Below are 15,933 nucleotides of genomic sequence, written 5' to 3' on the forward strand. Positions count from 1 at the left end.
GACCACCGATCACTCTCCGGGTACCCCGGATTTGATTGCCTCGATCAACTGTGGCCGCAGTTCGCGGGCGCTGATCACCGCGTCGACCGAGCCCACCTCGCGGGCCCGCTCGATGCTGTGCACCCGGTCGAACTCGGTCGCGACCTCGCCCAGTTTCTCTGCCCTGACAACGATCCGGACGTCCGCGAGCTCGGTCGCGAGCGCCGCCCGCTCCGCGCCGGACGCGTCGCCGACCCGCTCGGCCAGCGCCGCGACCCGCGGGTCGGCGGCGGTCCGGGCGTCCACCTCGGCCGCGAAAACGACCGCCGCGGCCGGCGCGCCGCCGAGCACCGAGGCGAACGATCCCTCGACCGCGAGCACGGTCATCGACGGGTTCAGCGACTTCGAGAACACCACGAACGCGCCGCCGTGGTACCGGGAGACGACGCAGAACACGATCGGGCCGCGGAAGTTCACGATCGCCCGGCCGATCTCGGCGCCGTACTCGAGCTGCAGGTTCCGCATCGAGTCCGGCGAGCCGTCGAAGCCGGACAGGTTCGCCAGCACCACCAGCGGCCGGTTGCCGCTGGCCGAGTTGATCGCCCGCGCGACCTTCTTCGACGACCGCGGGAACAGCGTGCCCGCGGTGTACGTGTCCGGGCCGTCGGTGGGCGGGAAGCCGCGCCGCGGCACCGACTTGGACTCGATCCCGACCAGGCAGACCGGGTACCCGCCGAGCCGGGCGTCCTGGACGACCGCGGTGTCCGCGTCGGCCATCCCGGCCCAGCGCTCCAGCACCGGGTGGTCCTGGTCGGTGACCGCCCGCATCAGCGTGCGGATGTCGAACGCCTTCTTCCGGTCCGGGTTGGTGGCCGCGGAGAAGATCTCGCCGATGGTCTTGAAGTCGCTCCCGGCCGCCTCGTGCGGGTACGGCGTGACATCGCGATCGATCGGGTCGGAGGTCGGCGCCCGGCGCGGGCCGTGCTCCCCCGGCACGACGTACGTGTGGTCGTAGTGCGTCATCAGTACGTCGCGGGCGCCCTTCAGGTCCGGCGCCCAGTACTGCGCCTGGCCGTTCGGTCCCATCACCCGGTCGTACCCGCCGATGCCGAAGTTGTCCTCGGCCGACACGCTGCCGGAGAAGTCCAGCGTCTGCTTGCCGGTCAGCACCATCGCGCTGTCCGGCGTCATCACCAGGATGCCCTTGGTGTGCATCAGCATGGTCGCTTCGGCGTTCCAGTACGGTTGCGCGCCGACGTTGATGCCCGCGACCACGACGTTGATCTCGCCACCGTCCTGGGTGAACTCGACGATCCGCTTCAGCGCCTTCGCGACCCAGTCCATGTTCTCGGTGCCGGAGTCCATCGAGATCCGGGCGCCGGCGGACAGCGAGTACCACTCGACCGGCACCCGCATCCGCTCGGCCAGGTCGAGCGCGGCGATGATCCGCGAGCACTCCGCCTCGGCGACCGCGCCGAGTGCCTTGGTCGGGTCACCGCTGAGCGCCACCCGGGTGACGCCTTCGGGGTACCGCTCGGTCGGCGTGGTGACGAGGCCGAGAATGACGCCCGCCTTGTTCAGGCCCTTCGCCCGGTCGACCGGTACCAGGTTGCCGCTGTCGTCCAGGTCGTGCTCGACGAACGTACCGCCCTGGCCCGCGACCATGCCGCTGACCTCGTACGGGTAAATGGTGTTCCGGCGCTTCGACCGCTGCACCTTCTGGGCGTAGTCGTCGAGCGGCAGCAGCCGGCCGGTCGGCGGCTGCTCGATCGAGGTCACGACCCCGGCGCCGTGCTGGTAGTAGAACCGCGCGGCGACCGGGTTGATCGAACCGTCCGGCGCCGCGACGTCGCCCTGGACCAGCACTTCTTCGATCCCGGCGCCCGCGGTCATCGGGGCGATGTTGCGCTGCAGCGCGGTCACCTCGTCGAGCTGGACGTCGACGACCGGCCAGATCTGCACCCAGACGTGGTTCATGTCGAGCTTCGCGCCGGCCGCGCCGCGCGCCGTCCGGGCCCGGCGGATCGCCTCCAGGCAGTTCGAGATCGCGCGCTCCGCGTGCGGCAGCGACGTGACCTGGCCGTCCTCGTCCCGGGCGACCGCGAACTGGCGCACCTGGGCGAGCGCGACCAGCCGCCGGTCGGCTTCGTTGTCGCGGGCGACGCAGTAATACAGCAGCACGTCCTCCGGCGCGTCCAGCCGGGTGATCCGGAAGTCCCGCAGCCGCCACAAGTTCAGGCGGCGGCCGACCATCGGGTGTACGCCGCGAACGTTGTCGTCCTCGATCATCGACCCGCCGGCCGGGCGATAGGTGAAGTACGAGACCGGACCGCCCTTGCCCGGCGCGACCGCGACCGAGATCCGGCGTACGCGCTGGGCGATCGGCAGGTCGGCGACCATCCGGAGGTACTGATCCGCGGCGTCCTGCTGCGACTCGGGCAGATCCGGCCCGTACAGATAGAGCTCGACAACGGCCTCATGACCCGCGGGGCGAGCGTCGATCCGCGCGGTCAGCGCCTGCGACAGCACACTGCCCGGGTCGGCCAGCTCCGCGACCGTACCGACCGTTGTGACCAGGTGGCTCGGGCGGTCGTCGATCGTGTAGTCGGCGGTCGCGAACGGCCGGCCGTCGACCGCGAAGTCGCGCAGGTCGTGCAGCTCGTACTCGCGGTAGTGCCGCCGGACGAGCACCTCGAGCATCGGCTCCCGCTCGCTCCAGCCGCCCTCGAGCCGCTGCGCGAGGAACCGGACGATCGGCTCCGGGATCGCGGCCAGCGCGTCGATCCGCTCCTGCCGGTTCGGCGCGTCCGGACGCGCGGCCAGCTCGGCGATCTCGTCACTCACGCCCGCGATGACGGAGGCACGCTCGGCGTCCACCTGCGGCTGGTCGAACCAGCGGAACCGCACGCTCCGCGCCAGGTCACCGACCACCGGGAAGCGCAGCTGCGTGGCCAGCACCAGGCGGTCCAGCAGCTCATGGACGGACTCGTCGAGCGGTGCGGCCGGCAGCGGCTCGGCGATCCACCGCTGCAGCACGGACGTCACCAGCAGTACATCCGGAGTGGACCGCAGCTGCGCCAGGAAGATCCGGAAGACCGCCTCCTCCAGCTCGGGGCTCCGCTCCAGACCAGTCACGCCGTAGTTGCTCATCACCCGCGTCAGCCGCGCCTGGAATTCGGCCGGCAACCCGCCACGATCCGGGTCGAGACTCTGCAGGTACGTGTAGAAGTACTCGCGCGGACTGTGCACCCGGTTCTCGATGGTGGTGTCCGTACCGGCCGGCCGGTTCCGGCTCAGCTCGACGAAGTCGGCGAACACCGTCATCAGCTCGATCTCCGCACCGATCGGAGGACCGTCCTGCGCGGCCAGCTCGGAGCGGGCGGCGAGGTAGTCGGCGAGCATGCCACCCTCGTCCCGCGGGTCGATGTCGAACCCGAGCAGCATGCTCCGCAGGTCGTCCAGCCCACGCTCCACCCGCTCGGCCGCGGACTTTTCGCCGGTCCCGTTCGGCAGGTCCAGCTCGACGCCATTCTGCACCGGAGCGGCCTCTTCGGCCGCTTCGTCCGCCACCGGCTCCAGCCGGAGCAGCGGCGCGCCGGTCTCCACCTGGCTGCCCGTCGAGACGAGCAGCTCCTTCACGATCGCCTTGAACGGCGCGTACAGCACCGTCTCCATCTTCATGCTCTCCAGCACGAGCACCGGCGCACCGGACTCGACCTCGGTACCGGTCTGCACTGGCGTCGCCACCACAAGAGCAGGCGCGGGCGAACGCAGTACGCCACCCTCGTCGCGGCTGACGCGGTGCGTCACACCATCGACCTCAACCAGGTGCACCGGACCGTGCGTCGCCGTCACCAGGCGGAACCGCTGCCCGCCGACGACCAGCCGGCTGGTGTACTCGTCCAGCCGCTCCAGCTCCGCGTCCACCACCTTCAGGTGATCGTTGCCGTTCCCCACGCCGACCCGGAACCGCTCCGGACCGATCCGCGCCACCGTCACCCGGTAGCTCGCGCCGCGCAGCTTCAGGTCGATCGCCCGGCCGACCTCGTGCTGCACCTGCGGACGGCCACCGTGCGCGGTCTCCAGCAGCCGCGTACGTTCGACCTGCTCGGCGTCCTCGTATCCCTCGATCGCCGCCGCGACCAGGGCGATACCGGAGTGCCGGTGCGAGACCAGGCGGCCCTCGGCACGAACCCGGTCGATCCAGCCGGTGTCGGCGCTGCCGTCGATCACCTCGGGCTGGTCCAGCAGATCCAGGACGAAGCTCTTGTTCGTCGCACCGCCCTCGATCAGCACCGTGGTCGCGGACATCGCTCGCCGCAACCGCGCCAGCGCCTCGTCGCGGGTCCGCCCGTACCCGATGATCTTCGCGATCATCGAGTCGAAGTCGGCCGGGATGCTGTCGCCCGCGCTGACCCCGGTGTCGACCCGGATGCCCGGTCCGGCCGGGAGGTCCAGGACGGCGATCCGGCCCGGCGACGGCGCGAAGTCGCGGTCCGGGTCCTCGGCGTTCAGCCGGGCCTCGACCGCGTGCCCGCTCTCCAGCGGCTTGCTGCCTTCCAGCCGGCCACCCGACGCGACGTGCAGCTGGGCCTTGACCAGGTCGAACCCGGTGGTCAGCTCGGTGATCGGGTGCTCGACCTGGAGCCGGGTGTTCACCTCGAGGAACGCGAAGCTCTTCTCCCCCGGGTGGTACAGGAACTCGACCGTCGCGGCGCCCCGGTAGCCGACCGCGAGCGCGAGCCGCTCGGCCGACGCCTTCAGCTCCTCGACCTGGGACGCGGCCAGCAGCGGCGACGCGGACTCCTCGATCACCTTCTGGTTCCGGCGCTGGACCGAGCAGTCCCGGACGCCGAGCGCCCACGCGGTGCCCTGACCGTCCGCGATCACCTGCACCTCGACATGCCGGGCGCCGGTGACCAGGCGCTCCAGGAACACGACACCGCTACCGAAAGCGCGGGCCGCCTCGTCGCTGGTTCGCGCGTACGCGTCGGAGAGCTCGTCGGCCGACCGGACCACCCGGATGCCGCGGCCACCACCGCCGGCCGTTGCCTTCAGCATCAACGGGTAACCGATCCGCTCGGCCGCCGCGAGCGCCGCGTCCAGCGACTCGACCGCCCCGCGGCTCCACGGCGCCACCGGGACGCCGACCTCCTCGGCGATCAGCTTGGAGCCGATCTTGTCGCCGAGCTTGCGCATCGCTTCGGCCGAGGGGCCGATGAAGGTGACACCGATCCGGTCGCACAGCTCCGCGAACGCCGGGTCCTCGGCAACGAATCCCCAGCCGACCCAGGCGGCGTCCGCCTTCGTCTCCCGCAACGCCCGCTCCAGCACCGCCAGGTCCAGGTACGGCCGCGCGGCCGCCGGGCCCAGCGGGTAGGCCAGGTCGGCCTCCCGGGCGAAGGTCGCGGTGCGCTCGCTCTCGGTGAACAAGGCCACGGTTTCGATCGGGTCACCGCCCTCGGCGTTGACTTCTCGGACCGCGTTGATCAGCCGCATCGCGGCTTCTCCCCGGTTCACTATTGCGATACGCTTGAACATCGACCGCCTCCGTGTCTCACCCTGAGCTTCGCGGCCCGTGCGCTCCCCTGGATCGCAGGAGACCGCTGCCGCTGGCACAGGGTTTCAGCATGTCGGCGTTACCGTCGAGTCGGCCCCCCTCTCAGGCGTGTTCCGGGTGCTGCTAGTCAGTTCATCGGGGTCAGATTCCAGCGTTGACACTGCCCGTTCCAGTACGGCCAGGTGATCACGTCGGCGCCGGCCTGATCGCTGCAGCCGGCCACATCCATCGATCGGCCGGACGTGTTCTGCAGGATGCTCCACGAGCCGTCGATCGCCGGTTCTATCCGCCACAACTGGCACTGCGCGCTGTCACTCGGAGTCACCGGAAGCACTGGCGACGCGTTGCTGCCCGGGCACCCCTGGACGTCGACGTTCCGCTGTGAGTTCGGGTCGTAGATCTGGTAGACGTCGTCACCCATCGGCTTGAGCTGCCAGCGCTGGCACGGGCTGCCCGGCACCCAGTCCCACATCCGGATCTCGCTACTGGTCGGAACTGTTCCGCAGTCCTGGATGTCCAGTACCTTGCCGCCGCGCACAGCTGCCAGCTTGTACCGGCCGTCCAGCGTCTGACCGGTGAACACCGGACGCAGCAGCCACTGCTGGTTCGCCTGTGCGGTACAGGTCTGCTGGACGACGGTGACTGCGTTACCGAGCGAGCTGTCCGGTACCGCAGCGCACTTACTACTGTGTGCGAAGCGCAGTCTGACAACTGTGTCGTAGCTACTCCCTTCGAGGTACTCCACAGTCAGCTGCTGATTGCCAGTCCCGGAGCAGGGCCACTGCAGCAGCGGGGCGTTGTCGTCCTGGCGCATGTCCTCGACGTCGAAGCACCGTGGCTTGCCGTCGTCCTTCCCACCGTTCCCATGCACGGTGTGCACCTCGAACTGATCCGTACCGGCGATCTGCGCCAGTCGGAAGCGCTGCTGGATGTTGCCATTGCACTCGTACTGCTGGATCGGCGCAGCGTCCGTCTGACTCGCGCCCGGTACGTCCAGGCACTTGCTGCTGTGCCGTGCGACCAGCTCGTACGCCCGGTTGTCGATGTCGAACTTCGGTCCGGTGGTCGCACCGACTGTGGCCTCGCGCCAGCCGGACGCCGGTGCTCCGAAGGCTGATCCGGTCGACGCCAGGATCGAGACGTCCCGTCCACCGTTGTCCAACGCGTACACCAGTGCGACATCGTCCTTGCCGTCGGCGGTGTAGTCGCCCGCACTGAGCGCCGCCTTCGCCGGGTCGAGTGCACCGCGGTACCACTGCGCCTCGGTCATCGCGGTACCGCTGGAGACGAACGCCCGCAGTGCAAGGTCGTTCTGTCCGTACTCGTACATCGCGACGAGGTCGTCCTTGCCGTCACCGTTGACATCCGCTACGACCGGCTTGCTCTTGTCCCAGCAGTAGTCACCTTCGTACAGCGTGGTGGGCGTGGCGCTGAAGGACGTGCCGGTTGACTTGCGCACTGTGACTTGCGTACGGCAGGCGCCGAGGTTGGTCATGTCAACCAAGTCGTCGCGGCCGTCACCGTCCACGTCAGCAAGCAGTGGTGCGCTACGGGACCAGTCCCCCGTCGTACTCACCCACTGCACCGGAGTACCGAGGTTGCCGCCGGGGAACAGCATGATCCGCCAGCCGCCGTTGCCGTTGTCCAGCTGTACGGCTACGTCGTCCTTGCCGTCGCCGTTCACGTCACCGGAGATGATCCGGGCGCCGCTGAGCGGCCAGCCGGCCGAACCGGAGTACCAGACCGGGTTGGACGGAGCGTCGTACCGGTTGCCGTCCGACTTCAACAGGTACGCCGCGACGCGCCGGCCGGCCTCCTCGCGGAACAGCATGATGTCGGCTCGCTGATCACCGTCGAAGTCGCCCTGCACCGGTCGGGTGCGGTACAGCGCGAACCCACCGTTCTCACCCGAGTCCCAGGCCAGTGTCCCGGTCTGCAGACCTCCTGGCTTGGCGAACACGTTCCAGACCGCGGTCCGGCCCCAGCCGTGGTCCAGCACCGCACTGACATCCGCACGGCCGTCGCCGTTGATGTCACCACGGACCCTGGGGATCTGGGTGGTGTTCGCGGACGCGACCAAGTCGTACGCACGGGTGACCGCGCTGACATTGCCGGCCCGGTCGACCGCGCGGACGTACAGCCGCCGCTGCGGGATGCCGGTTTGTGGATCCGGCCAGACTGTCACGGGCAGCTGCACCGTACCGTCCGGTCCGGCTTTGATGCGGGAGAGCACCCGGTCCTGCTGGAAGCCGTACATGTATTCGGCCACGTCCGTGTCGGCTGCGGCCGGGCGGAGCGTCACCACACCGGTCGTACGCGCTGGGATGCCTTCCTCACCGTCGGGCGGGAAGTCGGTTGAGGCCAGTTGCGGTACGGCCGGTGGCTGCGCGTCCAGTACGAAGTAGCAGCGTGGGCTCTCGGCACCGTACTCGATGCCGTCGTCCGCGACGTTGTCGTTGCTGCTGGCAACGTAGTAGTACGGTACGCCGGGCGCCAGTGCACCGGACGGGAGCTGCGGCCAGGCGAACGCGGCGCCGGAAGTGGTTGTGCTGGAGGTGGACTCGTAGGCAACTGCGTTGTTGTCTGCGCGGCGGATCGACAGTTTGGTGACCAGGTTGTCGTTGTCGGGATCGCTTGCCACTGCTGAGAAGGACGGTGGGACGAGGCCGCTGACCACGGTTGGGGTGGAGGCGGGGCCGCAGGGGCGCGGGCGGGAGAAGTTCACCTTGTCCGGCGGGCGCGGTGCGTTGTTGTAGCGGACGACCAAGGCGGCGGTGTCTGGGCGGAACTTCTTCCACTGGTACTTGTTGCCCTCGTCCGGTGCGCGCAGGCCGAAGGTGGCGGTTGAGGTACGGGTGCTGGCGACGTCCTGCACGGTGCTTTTCACCGCGTCGCTGGTGAAGCGCATGCTCATGTCGGGTTGGTGGCCGGTCCAGGCGTTGCCGCTGGCCTGGGCCAGTTCCTGTTGCCAGTGGTTGGTCGAGTTGTTCCAGGTGAGTGGCTGGTTGGCGTCGATGCGCGCGGTACGCCAGAGGGCGGCCGGGGTTGGGCTGCCGGAGGGCGAGTGGTCCAGGACGATGTCGAAGGCCGCAGAGACGACCCGGGAGCCGGCCAGGGCGGTGGTGTCGAAGCGGAAGAACGAGCGGTACCTGACGGCCAGGTCCCAGGAGAGACCGACCTTGGCGCCTTCGGCTCGGTCGTAGTTCCAGTACGACTCGTCGGGGGCCATTTGGTTGACGTGCGTCCAGAGCTGGGCGCCGGTGGTCCAGGACGGGTCTACGTACACGGGATACTTGGTGGTTGGGGAGGTGAGGAGGGCGCGGTCCGGTACGACGGAAAGGCCGGAGCGGGTTCGGGTGGTGGGCATGGTGGTGTGGTGGGCTGCCCCGTCGGCACTGTCCCACATGACTGCTTTGTCCGCGGCGAAGATCGGGCGGTTCTTGTTGTCCACGGCGACTGTTGCGCCGTTGGTTGCCGGTTTGACGTGGACTCCGCTGGTGGTGAGGCCGAAGTCGAGCGTGCGGAGGGCGGTGGCGGCTTGGCGGTTCTTCACCACTAGTACCTGCGCAAATCCGTCTACCTCGGCGCGGATCTTGAGGTCGATGCCGGGGAGGACTTCTTGGTAGGTGGCGGTCGGGCCGTCGAGTTGTGGTGCCGGCAGAGTCGTCGGCCAGCTGAGGCCGAGCCGGTTGTTGCCCTCGGCTACTGACACCAGCCCCCGATCACCACCACCCGACAGCACCACGTCCGCAACCGCGGCCTGCGGACGCACCTTCCCGTCCGCTCCCACCCGCAAGGTGGTGTCGACCGGCACCCACCCGTCCCCCCGCCGCACCCGCACCGGCGCCGGATGCGCCACCAGCGTGTGCATCCCAGAAGAGTCAACCGAAACCTCAGTACTCTCGGTCAGCTCCACCCGCGGCTGCGCAGCAGGCGCCGGCGCGGCGGTTGGCTGGGCGGCATTGGCGGGTGTGGTTGCCGGTGTCAGCAGGAGCAGCGCCACACAACCGGCAACCAGACCGCGGCGGCTAGCCACCGAGGCCGTCCCACCACTTGACTACGTCGAGGACTCGGCGCAGGAGGTCTCCGCTGAGGAAACCCTTCCATCCGGTACTGGTTCCTGACATCGACTCGAAGTCCTTGCTGTCGTAGTTGTTCTTCCACTTCGGGGTGCCGTCGGGGTACTTGGTCGGGTGCGGGTTGACCTCCTCGACCGTCTCCGCCTTCCAGTCCTCCCGTTTCGGGTTGCCGACCTGTTCGCGGATCTGCTCCTGGATGTCTTCCCACCGGCGCTTCTGTTCGGCGCGCTGCTGGGCCCGCTCCTGCTTGATCCGCTCGCCGACGTTCCCGCGGTTCGGCTTCTCCGGTTTGTTCGGCGGCCGCGGACCGTTCGGCCTGCCGCCGGGTTTGGGCGTCTGCGGTTTCGGCGGCGGCCGCGGCGTGTTGGGCTTCGGTTTGACCACGTCCGGCGGCTTCCGCGGTGGCTTCCGGATCTTGTCCGCGATCTTCTTGTAGATCCACTTGATCTTGTTGATCACCTTGATCACGAACTGGGTGATCCGTTGCTCGATCACTTTGATCACGGTCCGGAACTGTTCGACCCAGCGGGTGACCTGATGGGTGACCTTCTCCCACAGCCAGCGGAGGAAGTTCCAGACCTTCTCCACCACCCACTCGACCACCTGGACGAGGATCTTGACGATCTCGTACAGCAGGAACACCGCGACCACCACCACGACCGCGATCAGGATGACCGGAATCACCACCGGGATCGCGACGATCGCGAACCGGCCGTCGGAGTCCTCGAAGGTCGCCGGGTTGTTGTTCGCGTACGCGTACCCGTTCAGCTGTTGCGGTTCCTGCGCATCGATCTCCGGATCGACCGAGATGAACCGCCCGGTCACCGGGTCGTACTCGCGCGCACCGAGATGCACGAACCCGGTATCCGGATCGGTCACCCCTTTGTGGAAACCGCGCTGCCCCGGCCACTCACTCGGTGCGGTCCCCCGGGTTTCCCCGTACGGAGTGGTGCGCCGCCGCTGAACCGCCTGGCTGGTGGCATCGACCGCGATATTCGGTGTGCCGTGGATGTCGGCCAGCAGCCAGCTCAGTTTGCCGTCGGCCCGTACCGCGACAACGTCGTCGCCGAACGTGTAGTACCGGGTGCCGTGCAGCTTCCCGTCCTTGTCGAGCTGCACCTCCGTTTCACCGAAGTACAGCGTGGTACCGCTGGAGTCGCGGCGCAGGATCCGGTTGCCGTCACCGTCGTACACGAACGACGAGCCCTTGCTGGACGCCGATAGCTTGCCGTCCTCGGTCCAGCTCAGCGTCTCGGTCGCACTGCCTTGCGTACGGGTGGTCAAGTTGCCGGTCTGGTCGTACCCGTAGCTGTTGGTCGTCGTACCAGCCGGTCCGGTCGTGGTGACGCTCTTCAACGCGTTCGGTTGGGTACCGACGCCGTACGTGTAGGTGCTGGTCGTGGTGGCGCCAGTAGGTAGCACCTTCTTCTCGGTCTGCCGGTTGCCGGCCTTGTCGAACGTCCAGCTCTGCCAGTACGGCGCCGGACCGCCCAGACCCGCAGCAGTGGGTGATGTGGCACAGTCACCCGAACCAGGTGTCCATGCCTGCGTCAGCCGCCGCAGGTAGTCGTAGTTGAAGCACTGCGTGTCAGTAGCCTCGCCACTCGCAGTGGACGGGGTGTCGGAGATCTTGGTGATGTTGCCGGCCGGGTCGTAGTTGTACTCGGTGTCGGAGATCCGCCGCGGCGACAGTTCGCGGTCCGTCACCACCCGGCTCACCCGGCGCGTCCCGTACTCGTACTCGAACCGCTGCTGCACCCAGCGCCCGTTCGCGGTGCCCAGCGTCAGCGTGTCGGTCTCTTCGAACGGCGTGTAGCTGCTGCGCCGTACGTAGGTCCCCAGCTCGCTACTCATCGACGTCGGCAGGCTCTGGTCGTTGTAGTTCACCGAGAGCGTTTCACCGGCCAGATCACCAACGGCAGGCAACGTACGGCTCGCCAGCTTGCCGTCGGCTGTATAGCTTTGCGACACCGCATACGTGCCGGCCAGCGCCCCTTCCGCCTGCGGCAGCGTCACCGACTGCCCAGTAGGTCGTCCAGCGTCGTCGTACCCGGTAAACGCCGTCGTGTACGCGTTGCCGCCCACGTACCGCGTAGTGGAGGTCGGTCGCCCCGCGGCGAGTGTGTCGTACGTCCACGCGATCTGCACCGGTCCGGTCACCGATCCGCTGCGCTGCGACGTCTTCCGCCCGATGTCGTCGTACGTGAACGCCGTCGTCACCTGTCGCGCGTCAGTACTGGAAACGATCTGGTCCGCCGCGTTGAAGGTGTACGTCGTCGTACCGCGATCCGGATCGGACTCCGAGATGCGCCGGCCCTGGATGTCGTACTGGTACCGCCACACGTTGCCCGCGGCATCAGTGATCGTCTGCAGCTGGCCGAGCGGCGTGTACGTGTACTTGGTGCTGTCGTACGCACCGCTCCACGTGTCGCCCTGGTACTGGCGCAACTCCGTGAGCCGGCCGCGTGCATCGGTGATCCGCGTCGTCGGTGCCTGTCCCTGCGGTGGGTCGACGCTCTGCCGGGTCGCGGTGAACTGGTGGCTGGTGCGGTACTTCTCCTGACCCTCCGACTTGTAGATCTGCGCCGACGGCCGGTCCGCACCGTCCCAGACAGTCACCTCCTGCTTCGGTACAACCGCGTCGTCGACGTACAGGATCTCCGTACTCGGCAGTGCCTCGTTGTAGTACGCACCGGAGACGATGCTCTGCTTGCCGCGACTGTCGTACCGGTAGTCCGTGATCAACCGGCCACCAGCGGGCGTACCCTCCTGCGTCTGGCGAAGCCGCTGCAGTCCGTCGTACAGGTCGTACGTGACGTCGTACCGGTTGTCGCCGAGCCGGGCCTTGGTGATGATCGCGGACGACGCGTCACCGCGCAGCAGGTACTCGTACTCCACGTCCGCCTGACTGCTGGACCGGGCATGCCCCGGATGCCACACCTTCGACGTCCGGCCGAGCGGGTCGAGTGTCACCTCGGCGCGCTTCCCGTCCGGTGAAGTCGCCGCGATCTGTTCACCGAAGGCCGGCTCGAACTCCTCCGACGACTGCAGCCCGTTCGGCGCGTACTGGATGACCTTGGTGGTCGGACCGTACTCCGGGCTGAAACTGGTCCGCGACGTCTTCCCAAGCGCGTTGGTCAGACTGGTGCGCCGCCCGTACGGGTCGTACGTCGCGGTGAACACAGTCTCGTACTTCGGGTTGCCGCTGCTGTCGAACCCGGACAGCCGCTCGCCCTTGGTCGGAACACCACGGGTCGGTGTGGCGGTCAGTGAGGTGTTGTCGTCGTAGTAGACCCGCTCATCGCTCAGTACCTGGTCCTTCGTCCACGGCTGATCGCACCCGACAGACACCGTCTGCTCACGGGACAACAGCTCTTGCAGACCGGTCGCAGCGTTATCCAGGTACTCATAGCGCGTGCAGGTGTCGTCATCCGGCGTACTGGCGTCATTGGCCAGCTGCTTCGACAGCAGCCGGCCCTTGGCGTCGTACTCATGCCGGTTCGCCACCTGCAGTACGCCACCGTCCACCGCCTGGTACTGCGTGACGCCCTTCTGACCAGTCAGATAGGCGTACCGAGTCCCCCATGGCCGTGACTCGACCGCAGTGGGCTGTGGCGAACGCCAGTAGTCGTTGATGGTCTTGTTCACCACAGTGGAACCCGCGTACGTGATCTGCTCACGTACTTGGCCAGAGAACTCATCAGAGTCGTCGACTGCTGTCCCAGTGGAGTCAGTCAGCTTCACTACGCGTGCTGAGCCGTCGGCCTTCCGGTCGCCGTTCATGCCCCGGTAGTACAGCGTGTCCGTCACTGACTGCGGCTCAGCAGCAGCGCCCTTGACCAGCCGCACCCGCTCGTAGCCGCGCCACTGGTTCCAGGTGTGCGTGGTCGTGTCAGCCAGACCGTCCTGTTCGTCGTAGTGCCAGGCAGGCGTACCGACGTACTCGACCTTGCTGGTCACCGGGACGGGTGCGGCGGGCACGCTGCTCGTCGCACTCCGGTCCACCTCGTTTGCCTCGGTCACGACGTACTTGTGGAACCAGTCTTGTCGCTCGGCCTGATCCGGTGGTGTCCAGCGTTGCGGATGGCACAGCTTGTCGTTGTTGGCCGGATCGGGCAGGTTCGCCGCGGTGCACTGCTTGTCGGAGTACTTGACCGCCAGGTCACCACCGGTCCCGTAGTGAATGGCCTGGACCCGGAACCACACCATGTTCGGCAGGTTCGGGTTGGCCGGGTCAACGCGGTTGTCGAGCCCGATGCCGTCGAAGTTGGTCTCCGGCATCTGCAGATCACCACCGACCTTGCCGGTCGTCGACACCGCTTCCAGCCAGAGCGCCCGGCCCGTACCGGCACCATTGGTGTACTCGTGCCGCAGGGTCCACGTCTGCACGTCATTGAACCCACTGGGCCGCCAGACCTGCGTAGTGACCTGGGCCAACCGCTTCTGCGTCCAGAACGTCGGTGTGTAGTGGTTGTCGCACTTTGTCGCGCTAGTACACGCCAGGTCGAACGGAGTGTCCGGGTAGGTCGCCGGCTGCGTCGGGCCGCAGTTCGTACCCTCACACCGCTCGGCCATGGTGAACAGCACCCTGCCGACAGCGTTCTGCGTGTACACCTGGCCGTCGCGCTGGCCGTACTCGATCCGCTTCAGGTTGGCGGCTCGCACGTACGAACTCACTGTGGTCGCCGTGGCGGTCCGGGCGTAGTTGTTGGTCTCGTTGTCGTAGAACAGGCTCATCGTGTTGCCGTGCCGGTCGACGACGTAGTCGAGGTTCCAGCGGAACGCCTGCTGGCACCACGAGTCCGCGAAGGCGCTTCGGTTGCACTGCTCCCCCGCGTTGTTGCCGAACACCGGCATCGTCATCGCCGAACCGGTCTCGGGATTGCCGGCGGTCCAGCCAGGAAGGCGGTTCAGGCCGAAGTAGAACTTCGTACCCTCCTTGGTGGTGACGCGCCAGTACTCACCCTTCTCGTTCGCCGCGATCCCGTCGTCGCCGTTCGCCGTACCCCAGAGCTTCTCGATCACGGTGCCGTCGTCACCGCGCAGCCGCCAGGTCTCCGAGGTGCTGGTCTTGGCCACCAGGAACAGGTCGCCGGACTTGCCGGTCATCCCCAGGCTGGCGTTCTCGGTGGCAAAGCACATGTCGCCGGTGATCTTCGTACCGTTGTTGCCGGCGTCCTTCGAGCAGCTCTTGAACTTGCGCTCGATCGCACCACCGCCACCGATGTCAAAACCCTGGCCGGCCGCGGACACCTGGTTGTTCGAGGAGGAGGTCAGGCCGTCGAGGGACGAGGACGAGTACTGGAGCGCGACGGCTGGTTGCGGGCCGCCGATCCCGGGCGGGGCGTCGATCGGCAACGACCACTCGAACGCACCGGACGGTCCACCGATCGTCCACTTCGCCGCGCCACCGGACAGCTCACCCTTGCTGTAATCACCGCCTCCACCGGAATCGGCCGCGGCCATCGTCAGCGTGGTCCCGGTCGGCACCTCGGCTTGCAAGGTTCCGTCACCTTTGTTGCTGGTAGCAACGGACTTGCCGGCGGCGGACAGCCGCAACCGGTTCGACCAGCCGCCGCCGTAGGTGTCCTGGAACGCGGAATAGTCCAGCGTCAGCCGGACCTTGCCCGCGGTCGCGACACCATCCGCGCGCTGGACCTTCACCGTCAGGGCGTCACCTTGCCGGCCCGACATCGAGACCCGGACCTTCGCCGGGCCGCCGGCCGTACCAGTAGACATCCACGTGCGGGTGGCTTCCGTTCCGGGACCGATCCAGATCGGCAACCCGGCGGCCTTCTGCTTGGTTTCGGCGGGTGCGCCGGACAGCAGCGCGTTCCACCGGCCGAGCTTCGTACCGTCACCCGGTTGCGGCACGGCGACCTCCGCCGAACCGGCCGACGGCCAGCTGACCTGCCGCGTACGGGCCTGGGCCGCATCGGCCATCGCCGGATCAGCGCCCTGCCGGGCCGGTTGCGCTTCGACCCCGGGGACGGACTTGTCCTTGCGAAGCACGATCTTCGGGTCCGGTTTCGGCGCACCGGCGGTCGCGGTGAATCCTTGCTGCTGATTCCCGGCCAGCAGGGACAGGCCGAGGACGAGAGAGACGGTTGTGCGCAGGCTCCGACGCAGGACAGGGCGGCCGCTGCGCACCTGGGAACGATCCGATTGGGCGGTCATCGGGTCTCCTAGGGAGGCGGTGATCACAGGGTGATGCAGCTTGTTGCGCTCCGCGACCTTTTCGATCGGCGTCGAAAAACCGCGTGCGCTGTGACCCTCCCGAAGGAAAGACTTCAGCTCAGGGTGGGACTCAGGGAG

Annotated in this window: 3 protein-coding genes; all 3 read right to left on the reverse strand. The window is 67.8% G+C overall.

The annotated features are described in order from the left end of the window. Positions 1-9: 9 nt before the first annotated feature. Positions 10-5,520 carry an ATP-binding protein gene (locus ABD260_RS31450; RefSeq protein WP_344239441.1) on the reverse strand — a complete coding sequence of 1,837 codons (5,511 nt, stop codon included), beginning with the start codon at positions 5,518-5,520 and terminating at the stop codon, positions 10-12. A gap of 146 nt (positions 5,521-5,666) precedes the next feature. After that, a complete protein-coding gene (locus tag ABD260_RS31455; RefSeq protein WP_344239443.1) occupies positions 5,667-9,410 on the reverse strand; it encodes an RICIN domain-containing protein in 3,744 nt (1,247 codons plus the stop codon). A gap of 157 nt (positions 9,411-9,567) precedes the next feature. After that, positions 9,568-15,795, reverse strand: coding sequence for an RHS repeat domain-containing protein (locus ABD260_RS31460; protein WP_344239445.1), 6,228 nt, complete (start codon positions 15,793-15,795; stop codon positions 9,568-9,570). Positions 15,796-15,933: the final 138 nt, after the last annotated feature.

The organism is Kribbella hippodromi (assembly GCF_039531045.1).
Lineage (GTDB): Bacteria > Actinomycetota > Actinomycetes > Propionibacteriales > Kribbellaceae > Kribbella > Kribbella hippodromi.

Coding starts and splice junctions, on each gene's coding strand:
- ABD260_RS31450 (WP_344239441.1), bottom strand. CDS start 5,520: ATGTTCAAGCGTATCGCAATAGTGAACCGGGGAGAAGCCGCGATGCGG.
- ABD260_RS31455 (WP_344239443.1), bottom strand. CDS start 9,410: ATGCACACGCTGGTGGCGCATCCGGCGCCGGTGCGGGTGCGGCGGGGG.
- ABD260_RS31460 (WP_344239445.1), bottom strand. CDS start 15,795: ATGACCGCCCAATCGGATCGTTCCCAGGTGCGCAGCGGCCGCCCTGTC.